The 19,658-nt window shown below is 48.9% G+C and carries 14 protein-coding genes; 6 read left to right on the top strand and 8 right to left on the bottom strand.

Going from position 1 to position 19,658, the window contains the following annotated elements; translation table 11 throughout:
* Positions 1–21: 21 nt before the first annotated feature.
* From DWY55_RS01865 to DWY55_RS01840, 6 genes are all read left to right on the top strand, one after another.
* Positions 22–1,650, top strand: coding sequence for a RagB/SusD family nutrient uptake outer membrane protein (locus DWY55_RS01865; protein ID WP_225982625.1), 1,629 nt, complete (start codon positions 22–24; stop codon positions 1,648–1,650).
* A 31-nt stretch (positions 1,651–1,681) separates the two neighbouring features.
* A complete protein-coding gene (locus tag DWY55_RS01860) occupies positions 1,682–2,458 on the top strand; it encodes a hypothetical protein (RefSeq protein WP_022402281.1) in 777 nt (258 codons plus the stop codon).
* 187 nt (positions 2,459–2,645) lie between these two features.
* Positions 2,646–3,902: a GTPase HflX gene (gene hflX / locus DWY55_RS01855; protein ID WP_005824258.1), complete on the top strand. Its 1,257-nt coding sequence runs from the start codon at positions 2,646–2,648 to the stop codon at positions 3,900–3,902.
* Positions 3,903–4,010: 108 nt separating this feature from the next.
* Positions 4,011–6,002 (top strand): DUF4954 family protein, encoded by a 1,992-nt coding sequence (locus DWY55_RS01850; RefSeq protein ID WP_022402282.1) that lies wholly within the window; start codon positions 4,011–4,013, stop codon positions 6,000–6,002.
* 132 nt (positions 6,003–6,134) lie between these two features.
* A complete protein-coding gene (locus tag DWY55_RS01845) occupies positions 6,135–7,775 on the top strand; it encodes a fumarate hydratase (protein WP_005824254.1) in 1,641 nt (546 codons plus the stop codon).
* A gap of 348 nt (positions 7,776–8,123) precedes the next feature.
* The gene (locus tag DWY55_RS01840) at positions 8,124–9,281 is read left to right on the top strand and encodes an acyltransferase (RefSeq protein ID WP_016274176.1); all 1,158 of its coding nucleotides are present in this window, start codon (positions 8,124–8,126) and stop codon (positions 9,279–9,281) included.
* Between the two features lie 47 nt (positions 9,282–9,328).
* On the opposite strand, the gene DWY55_RS01835 is transcribed toward DWY55_RS01840, so the two are convergent.
* From DWY55_RS01835 to DWY55_RS01800, 8 genes are all read right to left on the bottom strand, one after another.
* Positions 9,329–10,969, bottom strand: a complete 1,641-nt coding sequence (locus DWY55_RS01835) for an amino acid permease (protein WP_005835078.1) — start codon at positions 10,967–10,969, stop codon at positions 9,329–9,331.
* 48 nt (positions 10,970–11,017) lie between these two features.
* Positions 11,018–12,343, bottom strand: a complete 1,326-nt coding sequence (locus DWY55_RS01830) for a TolC family protein (protein WP_005824250.1) — start codon at positions 12,341–12,343, stop codon at positions 11,018–11,020.
* Positions 12,340–15,372: an efflux RND transporter permease subunit gene (locus tag DWY55_RS01825; protein ID WP_016274175.1), complete on the bottom strand. Its 3,033-nt coding sequence runs from the start codon at positions 15,370–15,372 to the stop codon at positions 12,340–12,342. The genes DWY55_RS01830 and DWY55_RS01825 overlap by 4 nt, the downstream gene beginning before the upstream one ends.
* Before the next feature lie 40 nt (positions 15,373–15,412).
* Complete coding sequence (locus DWY55_RS01820; RefSeq protein ID WP_022402286.1) at positions 15,413–16,495, bottom strand: efflux RND transporter periplasmic adaptor subunit; 1,083 nt, start codon at positions 16,493–16,495, stop codon at positions 15,413–15,415.
* A 121-nt stretch (positions 16,496–16,616) separates the two neighbouring features.
* A complete protein-coding gene (rsgA, locus tag DWY55_RS01815) occupies positions 16,617–17,549 on the bottom strand; it encodes a ribosome small subunit-dependent GTPase A (RefSeq protein WP_034523089.1) in 933 nt (310 codons plus the stop codon).
* Positions 17,550–17,655: 106 nt separating this feature from the next.
* A complete protein-coding gene (gene frr / locus DWY55_RS01810; protein WP_005824243.1) occupies positions 17,656–18,216 on the bottom strand; it encodes a ribosome recycling factor in 561 nt (186 codons plus the stop codon).
* Between the two features lie 113 nt (positions 18,217–18,329).
* Entirely contained in the window at positions 18,330–19,040 is a 711-nt protein-coding gene (gene pyrH, locus DWY55_RS01805) for a UMP kinase (protein ID WP_005835090.1), read from the bottom strand.
* Positions 19,041–19,123: 83 nt separating this feature from the next.
* Positions 19,124–19,639 carry a nucleoside 2-deoxyribosyltransferase domain-containing protein gene (locus tag DWY55_RS01800; protein WP_005824239.1) on the bottom strand — a complete coding sequence of 172 codons (516 nt, stop codon included), beginning with the start codon at positions 19,637–19,639 and terminating at the stop codon, positions 19,124–19,126.
* Between the last annotated feature and the right edge of the window lie 19 nt (positions 19,640–19,658).

Below are 19,658 nucleotides of genomic sequence, written 5' to 3'. Positions count from 1 at the left end.
AATATATAGATTACAATGATTATGAAGAAGAATATATTCAAACTATTTTCGGTTATGGTCGTATCGGCCACGGTATTGACCGGCTGTATAGAAGAGGTTTTTCCCGAAGATTCTACAGCGACCTCCGATCAGATTGGTGCATCGGCAACAGCGATTGAGGCTTCGCTTAATGGCTTGCCATCGCAAATGGTACAAGGCTATCTAGTGTACGGTAAGCAAACACATGAGACCGACCTTGCTTATCCCTCATTGATGTTGGCCCAGACAGAACTGCTGGGTGATGTCGTGGCTACGGATTACGGATATGACTGGTGGTGGCGCTTCAATGCCAATAATGGTATGAACGACACCGGCTATTATTCATATTTGCCTTACTTCACCCTATATAAGTTCGTTAAATCGGCCAATGACGTGATTGCGGCCGTTGATGTGACTGATCCCACAATTACCGATGAAATGCGTGGGCTTGGAAGTATAGCCCATGCTTTCCGTGCATTGGACTATTATACGCTGATGGTACTTTTCGAACCGGTAGAAAACATCTATACCGATTGTAGCAAGGTACTGGGGCTGACGGTGCCCATCGTGACTGAGGCAACAACTAACGACATTGCGAAGAGCAATCCGCGTGCAACCCACGAAGAATTGGTGAATTTCATTCTTGCCGACCTTGACAAGGCAGAGATAGGTCTGGAGTCTTATACACCTGTCAGTAAGAACTTCCCTGACTTGGCGGTCGTATATGGTCTGAAGGCCAAAGTATATATGTGGGATGGTCAGTTTGCTAAAGCTGCCGAGTATGCCCGCAAGGCTATTGATAAGTCGGGAGCAACACCTATGAGCGAATCACAGTGGCATAATCCCACTACCGGTTTCAATACGGCTACTTCTGCATGGATGTGGTACCTTCACCCCACGGCTTCCAATATGGGTAATCTTGCTAATTTCATTGGTCACATTTCCAATGAAGCGGATTGGGGATATGCTTCTTTGTCTAAGCTCCAGATGGCACGTTCACTTTATGACGCGATTCCTGCTACCGATTTCCGCAAATATTCTTACCTTGACCCGGACAGAAGTACTTACGCTTACCAGTCAGTGAGAGGCAATGCATGGCTGGATGAACAACCGGATTATATGTCATTGAAGTTCCGCCCCGTGGGTGGTGACTATAACACTTATTCTGTGGGTGCGGCTGCAGATATTCCCGTGATGCGTGTGGAAGAGATGTATCTCATAGAGGCTGAAGCAGTAGGTGCCAGCCAGAATGTGGCAGCAGGCGTACAGTTGTTGAATAACTTTATGAAGCAGTACCGCCAGAGCAATTACAATTTCAGTACGGGTGATTTGCGTAATTTCCAACTTGAGGTGTTGAAACAGATGCGTATCGAGTTCTGGGGTGAGGGAATCGCATTCCCCACGGCTAAACGTCTGAAACCGGATGTCATTCAGAATTATGAGGGTACCAACTTTATAGAAGATATCTTCAAGATAAACTGTAAAGGTGTGAAGCCCAACTGGACATTGATGATTCCTAAGACCGAGGTCGATTCAAATACTGCCCTTCAGGGAATGAACAATCCGGACCCGTCCGGTGCTATTGCTAAACGTCCTACTCCGATAGGGGAGTTTGCACCGGGTAACAATTAACCAATGAACTAACTTTTAATAGAATTTGTATATGAATAAGATATTCAATAAATTGTTTTTGGGCTTGGCCGTATGCGGTTTGGCTATGACGGCTTGTTCAGACGGTGTGGAGTGGGAGCCTTCTCCGGTTCCTACCGAGGGTGTACAAGCTTATATTTATGCTGATAACACTGATTTGACTTATTATCCGAATGATGAACAGGTTTTTGTGGTCAAAATCGGCCGTCAGAAAACGGATGCGGCTGCATCTATTCACTTGACTACAGATGCGGAGAGCGTAACAGTGCCGACAACGGTTGATTTTGCTGCCGGTGAAGCACTCAAAGAAGTAAAGATTGCGTTTGACATAGCTGTGGGTACTACTGCATCTTATACTATTGCCATTCCTGAAGAAGATTCCTATGTTTATGGTTCACCCAAGGTGACGGTCAATATAAAGCGTGACTATACTTGGCTCAATATAGGTACAGGCTACTATACATCTCAATTATTTGGAGAGGGTTGGGATCAACCTGTGCTGAAGGCTAAAGAGGCTAATATCTATAAGCTGGAAGATTGCATTACGAAAGGATATCCCATCATGTTTACGCTAAGCGATGACAATCAAGAACTGATAGGTTGGGATCCTCAACCTACTGGTTATGACAAGACGGACTATGGTATGCTATACTTTGCAGCAGCAGGTATGGAGCGTAAAGGAAACGTGTTGTCTTTCCCGATGCAGGGCTTGGTAGTACTTGACAGTGGTAAATGGGGAGTACTGTATCAGGGATTCACGGAAACGTTGGAGATGCCGGAAGGGTTCTGATTATTCTGGCAATTAGATAACATGTAATTTGAAATGGCATGTAAGATGAAGTTCGACTTCATTTTACATGCCATTTTTCTATTGTGTCTGTTTTTATTTTATTCCCCTTTTTAAGGCGCTTCCGCCAAAATTATTTATATTTGCTGCCCGAACCAACAATACGTATATATAATAAGGTATAGAAACTATGAAAGAATTTGTAATCTCCGAAGCGCAGGCAGAAACAGCGGTATTGGTAGGTCTTGTCACGAAGACTCAGGATGAGCGTAAGACCAATGAATACCTGGACGAGCTTGCATTCTTGGCTGAGACAGCCGGGGCGGAAGTAGTGAAGCGGTTTACCCAGAAGCTGGATGCAGCGCATTCCGTGACTTATGTCGGCAAGGGCAAGCTGGAAGAAATTAAAGAGTATATCCGGAATGAAGAAGAAGCCGAACGCGAAATCGGCATGGTGATTTTTGATGATGAACTCTCCGCCAAGCAGATACGCAATATAGAAGCTGAACTCAAAATCAAGATACTGGACCGTACGTCCCTGATTCTCGATATCTTTGCCATGCGTGCCCAGACTGCCAATGCAAAAACGCAGGTGGAGCTGGCGCAATACAAGTATATGCTTCCTCGTCTGCAACGTTTGTGGACCCACTTGGAACGCCAGGGTGGTGGCTCCGGTGCCGGTGGAGGTAAAGGTTCCGTGGGACTTCGCGGCCCGGGTGAAACGCAGCTGGAAATGGACCGCCGTATCATCTTGAACCGTATGTCATTGTTGAAGGAGCGCTTGGCTGAGATTGACAAGCAGAAGTCTACCCAGCGGAAGAACCGCGGACGCTTGATTCGTGTGGCATTGGTGGGATATACCAATGTAGGAAAATCCACATTGATGACTTTGCTTTCGAAAAGTGAAGTCTTTGCAGAGAATAAGCTGTTTGCCACGTTGGATACTACGGTGCGTAAGGTGATTATTGAGAACCTGCCGTTCCTGCTATCCGATACGGTGGGCTTTATCCGTAAATTGCCGACGGATTTGGTAGACTCCTTCAAGTCTACTCTGGATGAGGTACGCGAGGCGGACTTGCTGTTGCATATCGTAGACATCTCTCATCCGGATTTTGAAGAACAGATAGAAGTTGTGAACAAGACGTTGGCAGATATCGGTGCCGCCGGTAAGCCCATGATTCTTGTATTCAATAAGATAGACGCTTATACTTATATAGAGAAAGCGGCTGACGACCTTACCCCCAGAACCAAGGAAAACTTGACACTCGAAGAACTGATGAAGACGTGGATGGCTAAGATGGAGGATAACTGCCTCTTTATTTCTGCCCGCGAAAAAATCAATATGGAGGAACTGAAGAGTGTAGTTTATCAGCGTGTGAAGGAATTGCACGTGCAGAAGTACCCCTATAATGACTTTCTTTATCAGACCTACGAAGAAGAAGTTTAATTTTAGTTATGAGTTATAAGTTATGAGTTATTTGCTGGCAGCGGTTTGAATCGGTAGTGCCGGCAAAGGCAATAACTTATAACTCATAACTCATAACTCGTTATAAGGATGAATTACAGAAGACTGACCGAAGATGAAATTCTCCGGTTGAAGAGCCAGTCATGTCTGGCTGATGATTGGGGGAAAGTAACCGTTGCAGAAGAGTTCTCAACGGAATTTGTGCATCATACCCGTTTTTCGGGTGAGGTGTGTTTGGGAGTGTTCCATTCAGAATTTATGTTGCCGGGAGGAATCAGGAAGCATTCCGGTTTGCGGCATGTGACGCTGCATAATGTAACGGTGGGAGATAACTGTTGCATTGAGAATATCCAGAACTACATTGCCAATTATGAAATAGGGCATGACACCTTCATTGAGAATGTGGATATTATTCTGGTAGACGGTGTGTCGAAGTTCGGTAACGGGGTAGAAGTGTCTGTCCTGAATGAGACGGGAGGCCGTGAGGTGCTGATTAATGATAAACTCTCCGCACACCAAGCCTATATTCTGGCGCTTTACCGCCATCGCCCGGAGCTGATTGCACGGATGAAGGAAATCACGGATTTTTATTCCAACAAACATGCTTCTGCTGTAGGAAGCATCGGGAACCATGTAATGATATTGAACACCGGTTCCATAAAGAATGTGCGCATCGGTGATTATTGCCGCATCTGTGGTACATGCCGTCTGTATAACGGAAGCATCAACAGCAACGAGGTGGCGCCGGTACACATCGGGCATGGGGTGATTTGTGATGATTTCATCATCTCTACCGGGTCTCATGTAGATGACGGAGCTATGCTGAGCCGCTGCTTCGTGGGGCAGGCATGCAAGTTGGGACACAACTACTCTGCTTCGGATTCTTTGTTTTTCAGCAACTGCCAGGGAGAGAACGGGGAGGCGTGCGCTATTTTTGCCGGACCTTATACGGTGACACACCATAAATCCACGTTGCTGATTGCCGGTATGTTTTCCTTTATGAATGCCGGTTCGGGGTCCAATCAGAGCAACCATATGTATAAGTTAGGGCCTATCCATCAAGGCACTTTGGAGCGTGGTGCCAAGACGACTTCCGATTCGTACATCTTGTGGCCTGCAAGGGTGGGAGCGTTTTCCTTGGTAATGGGGCGCCATGTCAACCATTCTGATACTTCGAACCTGCCGTTCTCTTACTTGATAGAGCAGAATAATACCACCTACCTTGTACCCGGTGTCAACCTGCGTAGTGTGGGTACCATCCGTGATGCCCAGAAGTGGCCGAAACGTGACGGGCGTACCGACCCGAACAAACTGGATTACATCAACTATAATCTTCTCAGCCCCTACACGGTGCAGAAAATGTTCAAGGGACGGGAAACGTTGCAGAATCTGCGTCATGCCAGTGGCGAGCTTTCGGATATCTATTCTTTCCATAGTGCGAAGATACGTAACTCGGCTTTGGTGAAAGGTATCCGCTTCTATGAAATAGCCATTCATAAGTTCCTCGGAAACTCTGTCATCAAGCGCTTGGAAGGCATTGACTTCCGGAGCAATGAAGAAATACGTGCCCGTTTGAAGCCCGATACTGCCATTGGCAGCGGCGAATGGGTGGATATTTCCGGATTGATAGCCCCAAAGAGTGAGATAGATGCGCTGATAGACGGTATTGAGTCCAGCAAAGTCAATCGCTTGAAGTCTATCAATGCCGAGTTTGAGAAGATGCACAGCAACTACTATACCTACGAATGGACCTGGGCGTATGAGAAGTTGGAAGAGTTCTATGGTATCAAGCCGGAAGGTATGACGGCAGAAGACGTCATACATATTGTCGAAAAATGGAAAGAAGCAGTAGTTGGCCTCGACCGCATGGTGTATGAGGATGCTAAGAAAGAATTTTCACTGGCTTCCATGACGGGCTTTGGAGCTGATGGCTCACGCTTGGAAAAGGAACTCGATTTTGAGCAGGTACGCGGCGACTTTGAAAGCAATCCGTTTGTAATGGCTGTGCTGAAACACATTGAGGTGAAGACGGCGCTGGGCGATGAACTGATAGGGCGGATGCAGCGGGTGTCAGAAAATTAATTATGATTTGTTGCGTTTTTACTCTAATTAAAGAATTATTTCAATAATAGTTTTTACCTTTGCTCGGTAAAGGCGGTTTTGTGCTGCCTTTGCTACCCGAATCACTTTTAAACATTAAATATACGAGTAATTATGGCAACAACACCTCCGTTCAAGTATCAGCCCATGTTCGAGAAGGGGAAAGATACTACTGAGTATTATCTGCTTACAAAAGATTACGTGTCAGTAAGCGAGTTTGAAGGAAAACCTATCCTGAAGATTGAAAAAGAAGGTTTGACGGCAATGGCCAATGCGGCTTTCCGTGATGTATCGTTCATGTTGCGTCGTTCGCACAACGAGCAGGTTGCTAAGATTCTGAGTGACCCCGAAGCAAGCGATAACGATAAATACGTGGCACTCACCTTCCTGCGCAATGCAGAGGTAGCATCCAAGGGGGTACTTCCTTTCTGCCAGGATACGGGTACGGCAATCATCCACGGCGAAAAGGGACAACAAGTATGGACCGGCTACTGTGATGAAGAAGCTCTCTCACTGGGTGTTTACAAGACTTATACCGAAGAGAACCTGCGCTATTCGCAGAATGCTCCCCTCACCATGTACGATGAGGTGAATACGAAGTGCAACCTTCCCGCACAGATTGACATCGAAGCTACGGAAGGTATGGAGTACGAGTTCCTCTGCGTAACCAAGGGTGGTGGCTCTGCCAACAAGACTTATCTCTACCAGGAGACAAAGGCTATCCTCAACCCCGAAACATTGGTTCCCTTCCTTATCTCAAAAATCAAGACTTTGGGTACGGCAGCTTGTCCTCCCTATCACATCGCATTCGTTATCGGCGGTACCTCTGCCGAAAAGAACTTGCTGACTGTGAAACTGGCTTCCACCCACTTCTACGATAACCTACCCACTACCGGCAATGAGTTCGGCCGCGCTTTCCGCGATGTGGAACTGGAGAAGCTGGTACTGGAAGAAGCTCATAAGATTGGCCTCGGTGCCCAGTTCGGCGGCAAGTATCTGGCTCACGACATCCGCATCATCCGCCTGCCGCGTCACGGTGCGTCCTGTCCCGTGGGTCTGGGTGTTTCCTGCTCTGCCGACCGTAACATCAAGTGTAAAATCAATAAAGAAGGTATCTGGATTGAAAAGCTCGACAGCAATCCGGGTGAACTGATTCCCGAAGAACTCCGTAAGGCCGGTGAAGGCGACGTGGTGAAGATTGACTTGAACCAGCCGATGGCCGATATTCTGAAGGAACTGACCAAGTATCCGGTTTCCACCCGTTTGTCTCTGAATGGAACCATTATCGTAGGCCGTGACATCGCACACGCCAAGCTGAAAGAACGTCTGGACCGTGGCGAAGACCTGCCGCAGTACATCAAAGACCATCCCATCTACTACGCCGGTCCTGCCAAGACTCCTCAAGGCATGGCTTGCGGCTCCATGGGCCCGACTACTGCCGGACGTATGGACCCGTATGTAGACCTCTTCCAAAGCCACGGCGGCAGCATGATTATGCTTGCCAAAGGTAACCGCAGCCAGCAAGTGACAGATGCCTGCCAAAAGTATGGCGGTTTCTACTTGGGCTCTATCGGTGGTCCTGCCGCTATCTTGGCACAGAACAACATCAAGAGCATTGAGTGCGTGGAATATCCCGAACTCGGTATGGAAGCTATCTGGAAGATTGAGGTGGAGAACTTCCCTGCATTCATCTTGGTGGACGATAAGGGCAACGACTTCTTCAAGCAACTGAAGCCCTGGAATTGCAGCAAGTAAAACAGAAGCCTTTTAGAAAGGCATAATATAAGGAAAGCCGTAACGGAGAAAATCTTGTTACGGCTTTTTTGTTTTGTAGAGGAAAACAAAGTGTTTCGCGGCATAGAACACTCTGTTTCATCAAGCAAAACAAACTGTTCCTTTATGTTGAAACAAACTGTTCTTTCATGTTGGAACAAAGTGTTCTTCCCTATTGGAACACTCTGTTCCGCCTTGATAAAACAGATTGTTCTCTATAGGAGAATAAAACTGAAACTCGTTTGTTGTCGTATTTTTGTTACATTCTCCTTTTCATTTCTCGGTTAACTTCTTTATCTTTAGCCCTCCAAACAACCAATTTAATAAAACATGGAACTGACTCTTACACGACAAACTCCGGCACAACACATCGTATGGCTGGATGTGGTACGCCTTGTTGCAATGTTTACAGTAGTTTGCTGCCATTGCACAGACCCTTTTAACTTCTATCCGGGCACATCGCCCGACATTGTTGACATCAAGTTCTGGGGAGCTGTCTACGGTGCGGCGCTCCGTCCTTGCGTACCGCTTTTTGTAATGATTACCGGTGCATTGCTGTTGCCGGTACGGGGTGACGCCTCGGCATTCTACAAGAAACGTATCCCCCGCGTATTCTTTCCTTTCCTCATCTGGTCTGTGATTTACAATCTGTTCCCCTGGATAACGGGACTGCTGGGAGTGGAGCCGAAAGTGATTCTGGATTTCTTCCCTTATTCGGGTGAGGAAGTGATGCGCCAGTCTCTGGCAGTGAGCCTGGGATATATTGCAGAAATGCCTTTTAATTTCTCTCTATTGGATGTACACATGTGGTATATCTATCTGCTGATAGGGCTTTATCTCTATCTTCCGATATTCTCGGCATGGGTGGAGAAGGCCTCGGAACGTGCCAAACTATGGTTTCTTGCAGCATGGGGAGTGACACTGCTGCTGCCTTATTATACCGAGTTTGCCGCTCCGTACCTTTGGGGGACTTGCTCGTGGAACTCGTTCGGTATGCTGTATTACTTTGCCGGTTTTAACGGCTACCTATTGTTGGGCCATTATCTGAGGAACCATAACTGGACGGGCCGGCAACTCTGTGGCATCGGCATTCCCATGTTTGCCATTGGCTATGCCGTAACATTCCTTGGTTTCCGTCGTATGACCTCCTTGCCGGATTTTACGGATGAGATGCTCGAACTCTTCTTCACCTACTGTTCGCTGAATGTAGTAATGATGACCATCCCCGTGTTTATGCTTTGCAAGCGGGCCAATTTCCGTTCGGAGCGCATCAAGAAAGCATTGGCAAACTTGACGCTCTGTGGTTTTGGAGTCTATATGATACACTATTTCTTTACCGGACCGAGCGTAGTCCTGATGCGTGCTATCCATGTTCCTATCTATCTTCAGATACCTTGTGCCGCAGTCGTCGCTTTCTGTACTTCCTGGTTTCTGGTGGCAATGGCATACCGTTGTTTCGGGAAGCGGACCAAGTGGGTGCTGGGGTAGTTTGGATGAAAGATTGTTTATCTTTAAAGGAGGAGATTTAGGGCTTATTATCTTCTCCAGATTCTCCACATATAGTAAGCGCAGTGCGTGAATGCGAAAACAAACGAGATAATCAGCAGCACTTTGCTTTCTCCCCATCCCACAGTCTGTTGGTGCCACAGTCCGGTGATGACACAAAGAACGGCAAGGATAAGTCCAATCATGTTCAAGGTCACCTGCCCGTGGCGGGTGTCGCCTCCATGCTCCAGCTTACTGTGCTTCATGCCGTAGCCCACGTAGATGTCCAGACCGATGAGCATCCACAGCACCAGGCGTATCCATGTATCGGCAGGAAGGAACAACATCATGCAAAGGCAAGTAAGAATACCCAGTATGGGGATAAGTGGAACAAGTGGGGTTTTAAAGGAACGGGGCACGTCAGGCATGGTTCTGCGTACTACCAGTACAGCGGCACAGACCAGCGTGAAGGCCATCAGCGTGCCGATGCTTGTCATCTCTCCGGCCAGCCGTGCGGGTACAAAAGCTGCCAGCAGGCCCACAAGTACCATGAAGAGCAGGTTGCTGCGTGCCGGAGTACGGAACTTTTCGTTGATATGCGAGAAGAAAGGAGGCAGCAGCCCGTCGTGGCTCATGCTCAGGAATACGCGGCTCTGTCCCAGCAGCGTCACCATGATGACGGAGCAATATCCGAACAGAATGGACAGCACGATGGCACGGTTCAGCCAGGGATAGTCCGGCTGGATGATACCTGCCGCATCAGCCTGCCCCATGTGCTCTATGGCTATGGCAACGGGAGCAATGCCTTGCTGTCCGCTGAAGGCGGTGTAGTGTGCCACTCCCGTCATGACGTGGGCAAAAACCATATAGAGCACGGTGCATACCAGCAGGGAGACCAGAATGCCGATAGGCATGTTCCGCTTCGGGTTCTTCGTCTCTTGGGCAGCTGTGCTCACGGCGTCGAACCCGAGGAAGGCGAAGAATACGATGGCCGCCCCTCGCAGGATGCCGGAGAAGCCATATTCGCCCAGCACGCCCGTATTGGCAGGGATGTAAGGTGTATAGTTGTCGGTATTGATGTATTTCCAGCCGAGTATGACAAAAATCAGTATGACGGAAACCTTCAGGAATACAATGAAGCCGTTGAAGATGGAGCTGCCTTCCGTACCCCGTATCAGGAAGAGGCTCATCAGCACGACGATAAGGAAGGCGGGGATATTTACGACTCCGCCATCCCAGGGACAGGCGGTGAGGGCTTGCGGTAGATGTATGTCCAGTCCCTCGAGAAAGACGACCAGATAGCGGCTCCAACTGATGCTTACCGTGGTTGCGGCTACGGTGTATTCCAGTACCAGGTCCCACCCGATAATCCAGGCGATGAGTTCGCCCATCGTGGCATACGAGTAGGTGTATGCGCTGCCGGCTACGGGTATCATGGACGCAAATTCCGCATAACACAGTCCGGCGAAGCAGCATCCCAGTGCGGCAATGGCAAAGGACAGTGTGATGGCCGGTCCCGTATAGCCTGCCGCCACCGTTCCGGTGATGGAGAATAGACCCGCTCCGATGATGACTCCCACGCCCAGGGCAACAAGGCTCCACGGACCAAGTACACGTTTCAATGTTTTCTTTCCGGAGGCATTAGCCTCCGCTTGCAGTGCCTCGAATGGCTTTCTGATGAATAATCCCATTATGCTTCAATTCTGATAAATCGGGCGCAAAGGTACGGATTATATTGCTTATTCCATATAGCGCGCTACTTTTCCACTGATTTGCAGTAGGGAGATTTCACATAATTTGGTATCATATTCTGCGGAGAGAATACGTTCTTCTGCATCCAGCAGACTCTTTTGGGCTTCGCGCATCTCGATTCCCGAGAGGTTGCCCAGCATATATCGTTCCATGGCAATCTCGTGGTTCTCCTTGGCAGCCACAAGGTTCTGGCGTTCCAGGTTCAGCATTTGCAGGTTGTTTTGGTAGGCCTGCCATAGGTTGCTGAGGTCGGCGCGCAGGGCTTGCTCCAGTTGCTCCCGTTCCAGGCGAGCGTTCTGCACGGCAATGCGGGCATTCTTGCGTTCGCGGCGCCGGTTGCCGTCGAACAGATTGAAGCCGACCGTGACGCCGAAGTTCAGACCGAGGTTGCTGCGGCGGCTGTTGGCAGAGATGTCATACTTGTTGAGGGTGTAGCCGTATCCGCCGTTCATCTTCACGTATGGGTAGTCGCGCGAGCAGACTTTCTTGTAGTCCAGACGGGCCAGGGTATTGTTCTGTTCGGCACGTAGCAGTGAGGCGTTGATGGTGAGGGTGGCGTTCCACAGCTCCTCGAAGTTCAGGGAGGCGGTCACGTTGATGAGGCTGTCTTGTATGATAAACGGCTGGTCTACATCTTTGTTTGCCATGAGTTCGTTCAGCTGGATACGTGAGGTGTGCAGCAGTTCCTGCTGTTTCATGTATTGGGCACTGTCGGCATTGAAGTCCACTTTGGCCTGCTGGTAGTCCAGGCGCGAGAAGTTACCGATGTGGTAACGCTCTTCCACAATGCGCAGGCGCTCTTTGGATAGCGATACGGCATAACGGAAGTTCTTCAAGCGGATTTTTTGCTGAACATAGTTATAGTATTCGGCGGCTATGTTGGCTATCAGGTCCTCGATGGCGATGCGCGTATTGGTCTCGCCTTGGCGTTCCAGCTCCTTGAGCCGTTGGTAGTTGGCGGTAATGTTGAAACCGTCGAAGATGGTCCAGTTCAGGTTGATGCCTGCATCGAGAGTTTGGTCAAATACTCCGTTGTCCTTGGTTGTCTCTCCGGTGGCTCGGGCTTTGGTCTCGGTATTGTCTATGGTTCCCTTGTAGCCGGCGGAGAGGTCCAGTGTGGGCAGGTAGCCCGCATTGCCCAATGTGGCGTTGTTCTTGCTGACCTGCTCTTCATTGCGGACAATGCGCAGGGAGTAGTTGTTCAGCAATCCCTGCTCCAGGCAGGACTTCAAGGTGTAGGTAGGCGCAGGCTGTGCATAAAGGCCCAGCGCTGTGCAGGCAGTGGCTATGAAAATTAAAACAATGCGTTTCATTCGGTCTTCAGTTTACTTCGGTTCGTTGATACATAACTATATATGGCAGGCACGATGTACATCGTCAGCAGTGTGGAGATGAGCATGCCGCCTACGACGGCAGTACCCATGGCGATGCGCTGGTTGCAGCCTTCGCCGGTGGCGTAGGCAAGCGGTATCAATCCCAGGATGGTGGAGGCACTCGTCATCAGGATGGGGCGCAGACGTTGCAGGGAGGCGTCCTTGATGGCTCGCATCTTGTCTTCACCCGCTTCCTGCTTCTGATTGGCGAACTCCACAATCAGGATACCGTTCTTTGCTACCAGACCAATCAGCATGATGATGCCAATCTGGCTGAATATATTCATCGTGATGTCTCCGAAATACATGAATACCAGCGCGCCGGCAATGGCGAGAGGCACCGTCAGCATGATAATCAGCGGGTCTTTGAAGCTCTCGAACTGGGCGGCCAGAATCAGGTAAATCAGCACGATGGCAAGGATGAAGGCGAACATCAGACTGGAGGAGCTTTCGCGATACTCCTTGGAGTCTCCGGTCAGTGCGGTACGGAAGGTCTCGTCCAGTGTCTCCTTGGCAATCTTGTCCATTTCGTCCAGTCCTTGCCCGATGGTCTTCCCGTCGGCAAGCCCCGCGGAGATGGTGGCGGACACGAAACGGTTGTAACGGTACAGTTTCGGAGGGGCGATACCGCCGGTCAGCTCTATCAGGTTGTCCAGCTGCACCATGTTCCCGTTGTCGCTTCGGATATAGATACCTTTCAGGTCGGCGGGCTTGTTGCGTTGCTGGCGGTTGATTTCGCCCAATATCTCGTATTGCTTTCCGTTCATGTAGAAGTAGCCCATACGCTGTCCGCTCAAGCCGTATTGCAGAGTTTGGGCAATGTTCTTGGTGCTTACGCCCATGATACTCGCCTTGTCACGGTTGATGTTGATGCGCGCTTCAGGCTTGCTGAACTTCAGGTTTACGTCTGCCATCTGGAATACCGGATTTTCGTAGACCTTCGTCATGAACTTGGGGAGCACCTCCTGCAATTTCTCGATATTAGTTGCCTGCAATACATACTGCACGGGCATACCGCCGCGCCGTCCTCCGAATGAGGAGGACTGCTGTACGAAAGAGCGTGCCATGGTCTTTTTCTGCACTGCCTTCGACAACTTTTCGGCAACCTCCATCTGGGTATAGTCACGGTCTTTCATGTCTTTCAGTGTGATACGTACGTTACCGCTACCACTGGATACACGCGCTGTTACCGCTTCTGCATCCGGGATAATGGAGTCCACCAGATGATTGATGTCTTCGGTATAGTCGCGGATATATTCGTAAGTCACTCCTTCGGCACCCATTGTATTGATACTGATTTGCGAACGGTCCTCCAATGGCGCCATTTCAGCCGGGATAGTATTCCAAAGGACTCCGATAAGCAGGATGGTGACGATGGTGAAGGGCAGGGCAATCCAGCGCCGTTTCAGGAAGGCGGCCAGTGACTGGCTGTATACCCGGTTCATCCCTTCGAAGAAAGGTTCGGTCTTGCGATAGAACCAGCTCTGCTGTTCCCTTTTGATTAAAAGTTTGGTGGCAAGCATCGGCGTAAAAGTCAATGCGGCGAAGGAGGAGATAATCACCGAACCGGAGACCACGATACTGAATTCGCGGAACAGTCGTCCTGTCGTACCGTCCATGAATACAATAGGGAAGAATACCGCCACCAGCGTAATGGTAGTGGAGATGACGGCAAAGAAAATCTCCTTGGCTCCTTCTATGCCGGCTTCTTTCGGTGGCATCCCTTTCTCGATGCGGACATAAATGTTCTCCGTCATCACGATGGCGTCGTCCACCACCAAGCCCACGGCAAGCACCACGGCAAGCATGGAGAGCACATTGATGGAGAAACCGGCCAGATACATGACGAAGAAAGCTCCAATCAGCGAAACGGGGATTACAATACATGGCACAAGCGTCACACGCCAATCGCGCAAGAAGAGGAAAATGATGATGATAACCAGTACAAAGGCCTCATACACCGTCTGCTTCACCTCGTCGATAGAAGCGCGGATAAACTTGGTATTGTCAAAACCGTAGTTGTAATGAACATCTTCGGGAAGGTCTTTCTTCATCTTCTCCATGCGGTCATATACGGCGTTGGCTATTTCAATGTGGTTGGCACCCGGCTGCGGAATTACTACGACACCTACCATGGGCACACCGTTCATCTTCATATAACTTTTGATGTCGGCTGGTCCCAGTTCGGCACGTCCAATGTCGCTGAAGCGGACAATACGGTTACCGTCTTCCTTCAGGATAAGATTGTTGAACTCTTCGGCTGTATGCATCAGACCCAACGTACGGATGGTGAGCTCGGTAGTGTTTCCTTCGATACTTCCGGAAGGGAGCTCTACGTTTTCGTTGTCCACCGCATTCTTTACATCCAGAGGAGTGATTCCATAGCCGGACATCTTGATGGGGTCCAGCCAAAGCCGCATGGAATAGCGCTTTTCTCCCCAGATGCTTACACTACTTACATCTGAAATAGTCTGAAGCTGCTCCTTGACAGTCAGGTCGGCTATTTCACTGAGCTCCAGTAGGGAACGTTTGTCGCTTTGGAGGGCAACCATTAGGATAGGGGTGGCGTCCGCATCGGCTTTTGATACGGTAGGAGGGTCACAGTCACGAGGCAGATAGCGTTGTGCACGCGACACTTTATCACGTACGTCGTTGGCGGCGGTTTCCAGGTCAACGGAAAGCTCAAACTCTACTGTAATGCGTGATGAGCCTTGCTGGCTGACACTGGAGAGGGAGCGTATGCCGGGAATACCGTTGATGTTCTGCTCCAGAGGCTCCGTTATCTGGTTCTCGATGACATCGGCGTTGGCACCCGGATAGGAGCAGGATACTGATATGATGGGATTGTCTACAGATGGGTACTCGCGTACACCCAGATAATTGTAGCCGATGAAGCCAAACAGCAGGATTATCAGGGTAAGTACTGTCGAGAGTACCGGTCGCCGTATACTTAATTCGGATATATTCATTCTTTACAATTGATAATTAACGGTTGATAATTGACAGTTGTCAATTGATATTGTCCAGTGTTACCGGTAGTCCGGTACGGAGTTGCAGGGTTCCCGAGGTGATGATGGTATCTCCTGCCTGCAAGCCTTGCAATACTTGTACTTCCGCTTCCGTACGGATTCCCGTAGTAATCTCTACCGGCTGGGCTTTTCCCGACTTATAGAGGAATATCTTGTCTTTTCCCATTTCCGGTACAATGGCTTCGGACGGTACGGCAAGGGCGTCCTGAATTTCATCCTTGTTCAGCTTGATGCTGGCATAGCGGCCCGGAAGCACAGCTCCGTTGGCATTGGGATAAAGTGCACGGATTGTCAGGGTATGGGTAGTAGGGTCTATCTTTGATTCGCGTGCATAAACCGTGGCGTGGAAGGTTTTTAGCTTTCCTTCGAGAGTGAAGTCCAGTCCGGCGCCGGTCTTTACGTCATTGGCATACCGCTCGGGTACGGCAAATTCCACCTTCAACGGCGAAATCTTGGTGAGTTTGGCTACAATGGTTGTAGGGGAAGCGTAAGTACCCACACTGACTTGGCGCAGACCGATGACACCGTCGAAAGGAGCACGCAGCTCAGTTTGTGCGATGTTCGATTCTATCAGGTCAATGTCGGCATTCAGGGTGGCCAGCTCGGTCTTTACTTGTTCGTAGGCTTCTTTACTGACCGCATCTCTTTCCAGCAGGGCGTTCTGGCGAAACACGCGGTCTTCTGCCAACTTTAATTGGGAGACGAGGCGTTGCAATTGTGCTTGCAGCGGCCGGTCATTAACTTTGGCAAGTAATTGTCCTTTCTTGACGAAGCTGCCTTCTTCAAAATTTATCTCTATGATTTTGCCGGATGTCTCGAAAGAAAGATCCACTTCCTCATCCGGCAGCAGGCTGCCGCTGATTTGTATTTCATCCTTCAGCAGTTGCGGTTTGATTATTTTTGCGTTTACGTTTAGAATTTTCTTACCGCTACGTTGACCGGTCATCACCTTGTCTGCAGCGGCTAATTCTTCATTCTCTTTAGGTAATTGGGAGTAGATTCCTCCTCCAATCAGTCCGGCACCAATCACGATAATGATGCCCCATTTAACTCTCTTATTCATGTTGTAGTATTAGTAGTAATAAAATCAGCCTTAGATTAGACTACGGGAAAAGAGAATAGTTTAAAAGATAAAGAGTTAAAAAGTGTAAGAATATGGATTGGAAAGGTGATAAAATGACAAATCAGTAAGCAGCCCGGTATTTTCCCTCCTCCTTGTCCTCCAGCATGTTCAGATAAGAAGCGTAACGGGATTCGCTGATATAGTGCTTCTCGACAGCCTCGCGTACAGCGCATCCGGGTTCGTGGCGGTGGGTACAGTTGCCGTAACGGCAGTCGGCAGATACCTTGAATATTTCCGGGAAGTAGTGGCCTATCTCTTCTTCTTCCATATCGAATGTTCCGAAACCTTTGATGCCCGGAGTGTCAATGATATATCCGTTGCCCGGAACCGGGAACATTTCTGAGAAGGTAGTGGTGTGCATACCTTTATTATGATAGGTGGATATCTCTCCGGTTTTAATCTCTATATCGGGCAGTATTGCCTTGATGAGTGTCGATTTCCCTACTCCGGAATGTCCGGAAAAGAGGGTTATGCGTCCTTTGAGTTCTTTCTCGATAGTGTCGATGCCTTCCCCTTTTCTGGCAGAAACCTTGAAACAAGGATAGCCGATGGTGGTGTAAAGGTTGATCAGGCTGTCCAGATAGTGCAGTTCCTCTTCATCGTAGGCATCCACTTTGTTGAATATAATCTTGACGGGAACACGGTATGCCTCGGCAGAGGCGAGAAAACGGTCTATAAAGGTAGTGGAGGTCTCGGGATAGTTCACCGTCACTATGAGCATGCACTGGTCGAGGTTGGCAGCAAGAATGTGCGATTGCTTGGAAAGGTTGGAGGCGCGGCGGATGATGTAATTCTTCCGGTCCTCTATCTCGCTGATAAAGGCCGTACCTTCTTGGTTCAGTATGATGTTCACATAATCGCCTACAGCCACGGGATTAGTGCTTCGTATGCCTTTCAGCCGGAAGTTCCCTTTGATTTTACATTCAATCTCCCTTCCGTCGTCAGTCCGTACCAAGTACCAACTTCCGGTGTTTTTTATAACGAGTCCCCTCAAAATAATTGAAAGTTGAAAGTTGAAAGTTGAAAATGGAAGGTTGAAAGGCTTCTATACTTGGTATATCGGTTTATTTTCAACTTTCCATTTTCCGTTTTCAACTTAATTAAACGGTCATGATTTCTTTATCCTTTGCAGCCAGCATGTCATCAATCTGCTTGATGAACTTGTCGTGAATCTTCTGCAGCTTTTCTTCACCGCCTTTCTGGGCGTCTTCGGCCAGTCCGTCCTTTACGGATTTCTTCAAGGCGTCGATGGCATCACGGCGTGCATTACGTACACTTACCTTGGCAGTTTCTCCTTCTCCCTTACACTGTTTGGCAAGTTGTTTACGGCGTTCTTCCGTCAGTGGCGGGATGCCGATACGGATAATCTCACCATTGTTTTCGGGCATGATGCCGAGACTGGAGTCAATGATGGCCTTTTCAATGACGCGGAACATGCTCTTATCCCATGGCTTGATGGCAATGCTGCGTGCGTCCGGAGTGGTTACGGCTGCCACATTGTTGATAGGAACCATACTTCCATAAGAATCCACACGGATACCGTCCAGCAAACGGATATCGGCTTTTCCGGCGCGGATATGAGCCAGTGCCTCGTCCAGATACATGATGGCCATGTCCATACTTTCTTGCGCTTCGTCTAAGATGTCTTTTACGTCTCTCATATTATTTTCGTTTTGAAATAGCTTTGATTTGAAACTTTGCAAATATAATTATTAAATTGAAAATTGAGAATTAAGAATTAAATAACATTCATTTTTTATTCTCCATTTTCCATTCAATTGTGCACCAGTGTACCGATTTCTTCTCCTTGCATCACTTTTTTCAGATTACCCACTGTGTCCATGTCAAAAACGATGATGGGCAGGTTATTCTCTTTGCACATGCAGGTGGCAGTGAGGTCCATCACTTTCAGACCGCGCTTCAGCACTTCGTCGTAGGTGATGTCGTGGAACTTCGTGGCTGTCGGGTCCTTCTCCGGGTCGGCGGTGTAGATGCCGTCCACACGGGTACCTTTCAGCATGACATCCGCCTCAATCTCGATGCCGCGCAGACTGGAACCGGTATCGGTAGTGAAGAACGGATTGCCTGTACCGGCGGACATGATGACTACTTCGCCTGCTTCCATACATTCGATGGCACGCCATTTATTGTAGAATTCACCGATGGGTTCCATACGTACGGCAGTCAGCACGCGGGCCTTCACGCCGGCAGCTACCAGAGCCGAACTGAGTGCAAGGCTGTTGATGACGGTTGCCAGCATTCCCATCTGGTCGCCTTTCACACGGTCGAACCCTTTGTTGGCACCGCTCAATCCGCGGAAAATGTTTCCACCGCCTATCACGATGCCTATTTGTACTCCCAATTCGTGGATTTCTTTGATTTGAGCTGCGTACTCGGCAAGGCGTTTCTCGTCGATGCCGTATTGCTTTTCACCCATCAGGCTCTCGCCGCTGAGTTTCAATAAGATTCTTTTATAGGTTGCCATAATATATAGTTTTGTTACATTGCTTTGCAGCAAAGATAAAGAATTAAACTGAAAAGTGCAGCAGAATGTGGTAGGATAGTTGCCTAACGCACAGTCTTTAGGAACTCGTCCATGCTGTGATATAACGGAACGCCATAGCGGTTGCAAGTAATCCGCACATTGTCGTAGCGGTAGAAACCGGGTTCACAGATAACGTGCAGTTTACCCGAACGCATGTGCAGTCCCATCTCCAGCAGGGTGATGGGGGACTTGCTGCTTGCCAGGATATTCATGATTATCAGGTCGGCTTTTTCCAGATGTTCCAGTTCCCAGTTCACTTGATGTTCAAAGTCGGACATTTCGCCGCTGAGTCCCTTGTCCCTTCGGGGATTGTATAGGATGTATTTACCTTGGGGGCGTGCGCGGAACCAGTCGCAGGTTGCCTTTTGCCAGTCTATGCTTTTGCCCATGTCGATGGTGCCTGCCAGGAAAATTCTGGTGTATTCGGCTTCGTTCACTTCGGCTTTGCCTTCATCCGGGTGGAGTACTATAACCTCGGACTGAGCCTGCAGCCCGATAGGAAACAACAGCAGTAAAAGCAGGTAGAGACTTTTCTTCATGGTTGATGATGGTTTTATA

Source organism: Bacteroides sp. AF25-38AC (assembly GCF_003602995.1).
Lineage (GTDB): Bacteria > Bacteroidota > Bacteroidia > Bacteroidales > Bacteroidaceae > Bacteroides > Bacteroides uniformis.
This window is presented reverse-complemented; position numbering and strand designations above follow the sequence as displayed.

Bases quoted from the DNA above. Each gene is read 5' to 3' on its own strand.
- DWY55_RS01835 (WP_005835078.1), bottom strand. From the start codon at position 10,969: ATGGGATTATTCATCAGAAAGCCATTCGAGGCACTGCAAGCGGAGGCT.
- DWY55_RS01825 (WP_016274175.1), bottom strand. From the start codon at position 15,372: ATGAATATATCCGAATTAAGTATACGGCGACCGGTACTCTCGACAGTA.
- DWY55_RS01865 (WP_225982625.1), top strand. From the start codon at position 22: ATGAAGAAGAATATATTCAAACTATTTTCGGTTATGGTCGTATCGGCC.
- DWY55_RS01840 (WP_016274176.1), top strand. From the start codon at position 8,124: ATGGAACTGACTCTTACACGACAAACTCCGGCACAACACATCGTATGG.
- frr (WP_005824243.1), bottom strand. From the start codon at position 18,216: ATGAGAGACGTAAAAGACATCTTAGACGAAGCGCAAGAAAGTATGGAC.
- DWY55_RS01800 (WP_005824239.1), bottom strand. From the start codon at position 19,639: ATGAAGAAAAGTCTCTACCTGCTTTTACTGCTGTTGTTTCCTATCGGG.
- DWY55_RS01860 (WP_022402281.1), top strand. From the start codon at position 1,682: ATGAATAAGATATTCAATAAATTGTTTTTGGGCTTGGCCGTATGCGGT.
- DWY55_RS01845 (WP_005824254.1), top strand. From the start codon at position 6,135: ATGGCAACAACACCTCCGTTCAAGTATCAGCCCATGTTCGAGAAGGGG.
- pyrH (WP_005835090.1), bottom strand. From the start codon at position 19,040: ATGGCAACCTATAAAAGAATCTTATTGAAACTCAGCGGCGAGAGCCTG.
- DWY55_RS01820 (WP_022402286.1), bottom strand. From the start codon at position 16,495: ATGAATAAGAGAGTTAAATGGGGCATCATTATCGTGATTGGTGCCGGA.
- DWY55_RS01850 (WP_022402282.1), top strand. From the start codon at position 4,011: ATGAATTACAGAAGACTGACCGAAGATGAAATTCTCCGGTTGAAGAGC.
- hflX (WP_005824258.1), top strand. From the start codon at position 2,646: ATGAAAGAATTTGTAATCTCCGAAGCGCAGGCAGAAACAGCGGTATTG.
- DWY55_RS01830 (WP_005824250.1), bottom strand. From the start codon at position 12,343: ATGAAACGCATTGTTTTAATTTTCATAGCCACTGCCTGCACAGCGCTG.